The organism is Undibacterium sp. FW305-107 (assembly GCF_058788535.1).
On the sequence record NZ_JBYTAV010000013.1, the window covers coordinates 127,067 to 133,297 of the forward strand.

The 6,231-nt window shown below is 49.2% G+C and carries 7 protein-coding genes; 2 read left to right on the forward strand and 5 right to left on the reverse strand.

The annotated features are described in order from the left end of the window. Positions 1-2: 2 nt before the first annotated feature. Both AC3WQT_RS25255 and murB read right to left on the reverse strand, forming a co-directional pair. Entirely contained in the window at positions 3-1,556 is a 1,554-nt protein-coding gene (locus AC3WQT_RS25255; RefSeq protein ID WP_492708217.1) for a C13 family peptidase, read from the reverse strand. Between the two features lie 67 nt (positions 1,557-1,623). Next, positions 1,624-2,652 (reverse strand): UDP-N-acetylmuramate dehydrogenase, encoded by a 1,029-nt coding sequence (gene murB / locus AC3WQT_RS25260; protein ID WP_492708219.1) that lies wholly within the window; start codon positions 2,650-2,652, stop codon positions 1,624-1,626. A gap of 88 nt (positions 2,653-2,740) precedes the next feature. Here murB and AC3WQT_RS25265 point away from each other — a divergent pair, with 88 nt between their 5' ends. Both AC3WQT_RS25265 and AC3WQT_RS25270 read left to right on the forward strand, forming a co-directional pair. Continuing rightward, entirely contained in the window at positions 2,741-3,226 is a 486-nt protein-coding gene (locus AC3WQT_RS25265; RefSeq protein WP_492708221.1) for a YajQ family cyclic di-GMP-binding protein, read from the forward strand. Between the two features lie 6 nt (positions 3,227-3,232). Further along, the gene (locus AC3WQT_RS25270; protein ID WP_492708223.1) at positions 3,233-3,883 is read left to right on the forward strand and encodes a retropepsin-like aspartic protease family protein; all 651 of its coding nucleotides are present in this window, start codon (positions 3,233-3,235) and stop codon (positions 3,881-3,883) included. A gap of 107 nt (positions 3,884-3,990) precedes the next feature. Here the strand turns inward: AC3WQT_RS25270 and aroG are convergent, their stop codons facing one another. From aroG to AC3WQT_RS25285, 3 genes are all read right to left on the reverse strand, one after another. Continuing rightward, on the reverse strand, positions 3,991-5,052 hold the full coding sequence (gene aroG / locus AC3WQT_RS25275) for a 3-deoxy-7-phosphoheptulonate synthase AroG (RefSeq protein WP_492708224.1): 1,062 nt from the start codon (positions 5,050-5,052) through the stop codon (positions 3,991-3,993). A 433-nt stretch (positions 5,053-5,485) separates the two neighbouring features. Next, a complete protein-coding gene (locus AC3WQT_RS25280; RefSeq protein ID WP_492708226.1) occupies positions 5,486-5,908 on the reverse strand; it encodes a tetratricopeptide repeat protein in 423 nt (140 codons plus the stop codon). 47 nt (positions 5,909-5,955) lie between these two features. Further along, the coding region (locus tag AC3WQT_RS25285; protein ID WP_492708228.1) for a cellulose synthase subunit BcsC-related outer membrane protein at positions 5,956-6,231 on the reverse strand (276 nt) is incomplete at its 5' end.

Here is a 6,231-nt window from a genome sequence, read left to right on the forward strand (position 1 = left end):
ATTTATGGTGTACTCTTGATGACAGCAATACGATCAGGCTTCACAGGTTTTTGCGCCTGCAAACGCTGCTCCAGCAATTTCAAACGCCCGCGAATCTCTTCACCGACAGCAATTTGTGGATTGGAATAACCGTCGCTCTTGCCTGCTTCTTCTTCGCGCTGCTTGATGATGGGCCTTGCCGCTGCATGCGCTGCTTCAAAAGACAGGGTCTTGTTGCGCAATTGCTCGTCATACATCGCACGGCCAAAGAAGGTGAGATCGGATTTGCTGCCACAACCGTAAGAAGTATGGTCGGCATCTGACGCCGTCATGACCAGAGAATTCGCATCCGACAAAGGTGCCACCCAGTTACCCGCATAACAGGCTGAAATTGAGATAACGCGGTATTTGATACCTGCCTCATCCAGCCAGCCTTTCAAGTCTTCTGGTGTGACCGATTTAACGCTGAGCGGCCACAACCCGGCGGACAACTCACCGTCACTGGCACCATGCGAAGACATGTGCAGGAACAGGATATCTTCATTGACATCCATACGTTTGGCCACGTGCTGTATGGCACGCTGCAAATTCAGTGGAGTAGCCCATGGCAGGCTGTCTACGGTACCCGGATTATTCACCAGTTGCAGGCTGCGTCCTTCAGCGTCAAAACGGTTTGCCATCACTTGCGTGACCATGCTGGTTTCATTCAGGAAGACATTCTCTTCGCCATAGGGCGCAAAGCTCAGACTATACAGATCAATGATGCCTGGTCTTTGGGCTTGAATATCGGCAAGCTTTTGATTCAACAGCGCTGCTTGTTGCTCAAAAACTTCCTGACTGATCTCCAGTGATTTTTCTCCGGTCTCTTCGTCGTTGGCATCTACACGCTGGGGTAACCAGAATTGCGGTGGACGGGTAGCGATTTGTATCGCAGAGCTACCAATCATCACTAGCAACACCAAAAAAATGGATGATGCACGGCGGTCACTTGCACGCCATAGCAGGACAGATTGAATAGCTATCATCAGTACCAGCGGAGCCAGGTAAAGCAACCAGCTCATGGTAAGACTCAAAGCATTATAGTTCAGCCATCCAAAGCGCATCGTCAGGCTAAGGGGCCAATAAAAGATCACGCTAAGGAATAAGCCTTGCGCCATGGACAGCACAAACAAATGGCTGGCACTGGGTGCAGTACTGTGATTTGCTCCATCTGGATTGCGAGGATAACGACGCAAACTGAAACACAACCATGCCCAGGCTGCAAAGGAAAACCAGCCCGCACCAATAGCACGAAAATTAAAATCGGCAGGACCCGCTATCGCCATGCGCTGAAACCCTACCCCACTCAGTACATAACCAATCACCAGAACGAAGATGATAAACGGTGAAACGGGCACGCTATCCCAGCGTGGCTCCCGTAATAAACTGACCCTCACTGCTTCAGTCAGTAAATGTCCCCATCCTGGTTTTTGTTCTGCATTAGTACTTTCTGAGGATGGAAGCAGAATAACTGGCTGCTGGCTCTCACCAGCTTCTCCAGACTCACTTGTACTACTTGTAGTGTTAGATTCTGACATGAAAAATTCAATATGATGTGTACTTACATAGATTTCAGAGTGGCGTCGTATCTGCGGACTGGCAGGCTCAAAAAAATACTGGTTCTATCTCCAGGTCAACAGCAAACTTAGCCCAGACATCCGCCTGCACCGCCTGTGCCAGTGCCCTCACCTCAGCCCCGGTGGCACCACCATGATTAACCAGTACCAAGGCCTGCTTTTCATACACGCCTGCCCTGCCTGATTGTTTGCCCTTCCAGCCGCACTGATCTATCAACCAGCCAGCTGCCAGTTTGTAATCACCGCTATCCTGTTGGTAGCTAACCAGTTTGGGATAAATGGCCAGCAAGCTGTTGCGCAGGGTTGCAGGCACAATCGGGTTTTTGAAAAAGCTGCCCGCATTACCTATCAGGGCTGGATCAGGTAATTTGGCCTGGCGTATGGCGATGACAGCAGCACTGACATCCTTTGCCGTTGGATTATCGATCTGGTGCTGGCTCAAATATTGCGCGACATCGGCATAGCCTAATCTAGCCTGCCAGCGTTTTGGCAACGCCAGGCGCACACTGATGATGACCATGCGGTCTTTATATTCTCGCTTAAAGATACTGTCACGATAGGCAAAACCGCATCTGGCTTTATCGATCTCGACCAACTCGCCAGTCACAAAATCAAACGCTGTCAGGCTGGTGAAGACTTCCTGAATTTCTATTCCATAGGCACCAATATTCTGTATGGGTGTAGCACCTACGGTGCCAGGTATCAGGGACAGATTTTCCAGCCCACCCAGCCCTTGTTCCAGTGTCCACAATACAAATTCGTGCCAGTTCTCGCCTGCTGCGGCTTGTACATAAACATAATCCTCATCTTCACCAAGGATTTGCCTGCCTTTCAAGCCCATTTGCAAGACCAGGGCATCCAGTTGATCAGACAAAACAAGATTGCTGCCACCACCCAATATCAGACGTGGCAGGGCTTTGAGCTGTGCATCCGCAAAGATGGCTTGCAGTTGCGCTAGTTGCTCTATACGCAAAAACTGGCGGGCGCGGGCCGCTATGCCAAAGGTATTGAGGTTTTGCAGAGAGTAATCTGCTGAAAATGTGAGTAAATTCGTCATAAGACCCAAATTATAGCCTTTGCTCTCTCATGCCTGCCTGCATTTGCTAAAATGGCGCTTAATTCATTATTTTACGCAAGGAAGCAAGATGCCCTCATTTGATACCGTCTCCGAAGCCAATATGGTTGATGTCAAGAATGCCATTGATCAGACCAATAAAGTAGTCACCAACCGTTTTGACCTGAAAGGCAGCAGCGCCAAAGTCGAACAAAAAGACCGTGAATTGACGATCTATGGTGATTCCGAGTTCCATCTCGACCAGGTTCGTACAGAATTGACTATGACGCTGGCCAAACGCAATGTTGATGTGCGCTTCCTGGACATGGGCAAGATAGAAAAAATTGGTGGTGACAAAGTCAAGCAAGGCATCAAGGTTAAAAACGGTATAGAAACCGAAGATGCCAAGAAAATTGTTAAAGCCATCAAGGATAGCAAACTGAAAGTGCAAGGCAGCATACAAGGTGATGCTGTGCGTGTGACAGGTGCCAAGCGCGATGACCTGCAAGCAGCGATGGCCATGCTGCGTAAGGAAATCAAGGACCTGCCTTTGGAATTCAATAACTTCCGCGACTGAACCGGTATGCGCGTGCCTTTGAAGAATCTGAAATTCCTGAGTATGCTGGGTCTGCTGGGCTGTACTGCACTGACCCACGCTACTGATATAGGTGTGGTCGGTTTATTCCCGGGCAAAGCTATCCTGGTGGTAGATGGTGCGCCACCGAAAACCTATACCGTTGGCAGCAATGTCAGTGGCGACACCAAGCTCATTGATGCTGACCGCGAATCAGCGACTGTCATGATCAATGGCAAGCGCAAAGTGCTGACCATGGGACAAACCGTACATCGGTCTGCACCAAGCAGCGGTAACAGCGTTGTGTTGAAGGCAGGTGAGCGCGGCCATTTCACGGCACCGGCCATGATCAATGGTATCAGTATCAATATGCTGGTGGATACTGGTGCGAGTCTGATCGCTTTGCCAGCTGCAGATGCAATCAGGCTAGGTATTAATTACAGGCAAGGTAGGCAAGGCAGCGCCAGTACCGCAGGCGGCGTAGTCCCCACTTATCTCGTCAAACTGGATACGGTAAAAATCGGTGATGTTGAATTGCATCAGGTCGAAGCCTCTATCATCGAACAAGGTCTCAACGTTCCCTTGCTGGGGATGTCCTTCCTGAACCGTATGGAAATGCGCCGTGAAGGGGATCAGATGACTTTGACGAAGCGGTATTAAAGTAACTACGCGCAAATCCATTACCTTCTGTGGTAGTGGTCCTCCATCAATTTCAAATCATCTCGACATGTTCGCCAGCAGTCACAATAACTGCTGGCTCACCTGCTTTAATAAGCCTGTTTCAAACGCCTTTGTTTAACAGATTCAGCCAGGCCTTCAAGCACCTTGATACTCGACTCCCAATCGATGCAGCCGTCAGTCACTGATTGCCCATAAACCAGTTCTTTGCCGGGCACCAGATCCTGGCGACCTGCGACCAGATGGGATTCAATCATGACACCAACAATACGGGTGTCGCCGTCGGCGATTTGTTTGCCAATATCAGCGCAAACCGGGATTTGGTTGGCAGGATTTTTTGAGCTGTTGGCGTGCGACGCATCTATCATCAGACGTGATGCCAGGCCACTGCTGGCGATGTCCTTGCAGGCAGCATCAACACTGACGGCATCATAGTTAGGCGTTTTACCACCACGCAGGATGATGTGGCAATCTTCATTGCCGTTGGTAGAAACGATGGCAGAATGGCCGCCCTTGGTGACTGATAAAAAATGATGTGGCTGCGATGCAGCCTTGATCGCATCAACGGCAATTTTTACATTGCCGTCTGTCCCATTTTTGAATCCCACCGGGCAAGAGAGGCCGGATGCGAGCTCCCTGTGAACCTGGGACTCCGTAGTGCGGGCACCAATTGCCCCCCAGCTGATCAGGTCAGCGATATATTGCGGGCTGATCACATCAAGATACTCAGTGCCAGCAGGCAGGCCCAGTTCATTGATATTCAGTAGCAATTCACGGGCAATGCGCAGACCATCATTGATGCGGAAGCTGTTATCGAGGTAAGGATCATTGATAAGCCCTTTCCAGCCGACTGTGGTGCGTGGTTTTTCAAAGTACACGCGCATGATGATTTCCAGTTCACCGGCAAAACGTGGCCGCTCTGCTGCCAGACGCTGTGCATATTCCATCGCTGCCTTGGTGTCGTGGATGGAGCATGGGCCTATGACGACCATCAATCTGTCGTCCTGACCATGCAGGATGCGATGCAGGGAGGTACGGGCATTGGCTGCGGTTTCCGACGCTTTTTCGGAACAGGCAAACTCACGTATCAAGTGTGAGGGTGGAACCAGTTCCTTCATTTCGCGTATGCGTAAATCATCGGTGCGTTGCATGTTTTCTCCTGAGAATTTCTTAAAAAATAAAATATGTAAATGTAGTCAAAATTCTGATTGGTAAAGCTAATTACTATTCAATTTCTATTCTGGCCTGATTGCAATTTACTGGTAATAAGTGCAAGGGCAAAAAAAAACCGCCTGATCGGGCGGTTTTTTAGAATTTTGGTTTAACTCTTTTTCTTCGAGTGCTTACCGTCTTTCCACCGCCCTTGGCTTGGAATAGCTAAAATAAAAGAAGAAAAAGAAAGCAATGTGTTTCATATCAATATTTGCGTAGGTATTCGGCTCAATGATTATTTTTGCATGGTTTTACTCGCCAAAACGAGTATTTCAAAACTATAGTGCCTCAGAATTCAGCAATTTGCAAGAATGTTCCCGAAATAAGCTTATTCATTTTTTGACGCTTATACGCACTTATACTCGTTCTTACTCATTTTTTCCACAATGGGGGTGGCTCTGGTGGAATATCGCCCTGATTTGGATAAGCACCAGGCACAGGGGCTTTTCTTTGCATGGCAGCCACTTGTGGCGTATTACGGTTCATCCAGTTACGCAATTCATTCAGGTTGGCAGCAATATCAGCACGATTTGGTGCCAGGCGGTTTGCTCTTTCCAGCAAATTCAGGGCTTTTTCATTGTCGCCTTGCGCAGCAAGAGCAACCGCCTGGTTATTCAGGGCGGAAGCATCAAATGGATTGATCTTGGCAGCCTCAGCAAATTTCTTGCTGGCTGCACCATTATTTCCTTCCGCGAGGAAGTTGCGCCCTTCTGCATTCGGGTCTTGCGCATGCGCATTTGTAAAGGTACTCAGTACCAGCAAACTGGTGCCAAGAATTTGAATAATTGATTTCATGACGTTCACGATTTCTTGCTTTCTAAAAATTCCTTAATTACCCTGACTCAGTTACCCTGGTAGTAAGCCTTGGGAGCAACAGGCGGGAATGTCACCGGGGGCTTGCGTGGCTCAAAGCTGTAACGCAGGTAAAGCGCTGCTGAGGTGTCGTTGAAATCCCCTGAGTTGTCTGCACTGATCTTGCCACCCAGGAATAGGTGTGGCGTCAGCTGGTATTCTGCTGCTCCTCCCACTTTAAACGCAAATGCTGTCCTGGTCTGGCCAGGGTAGCTGGTCTGGATGTTGATGGTGGGATTGGCTGCGGCAAATTGTTCGAGCTCGGC

Bases quoted from the DNA above. Each gene is read 5' to 3' on its own strand.
- AC3WQT_RS25255 (WP_492708217.1), bottom strand. From the start codon at position 1,556: ATGTCAGAATCTAACACTACAAGTAGTACAAGTGAGTCTGGAGAAGCT.
- murB (WP_492708219.1), bottom strand. From the start codon at position 2,652: ATGACGAATTTACTCACATTTTCAGCAGATTACTCTCTGCAAAACCTC.
- AC3WQT_RS25265 (WP_492708221.1), top strand. From the start codon at position 2,741: ATGCCCTCATTTGATACCGTCTCCGAAGCCAATATGGTTGATGTCAAG.
- AC3WQT_RS25270 (WP_492708223.1), top strand. From the start codon at position 3,233: ATGCGCGTGCCTTTGAAGAATCTGAAATTCCTGAGTATGCTGGGTCTG.
- aroG (WP_492708224.1), bottom strand. From the start codon at position 5,052: ATGCAACGCACCGATGATTTACGCATACGCGAAATGAAGGAACTGGTT.
- AC3WQT_RS25280 (WP_492708226.1), bottom strand. From the start codon at position 5,908: ATGAAATCAATTATTCAAATTCTTGGCACCAGTTTGCTGGTACTGAGT.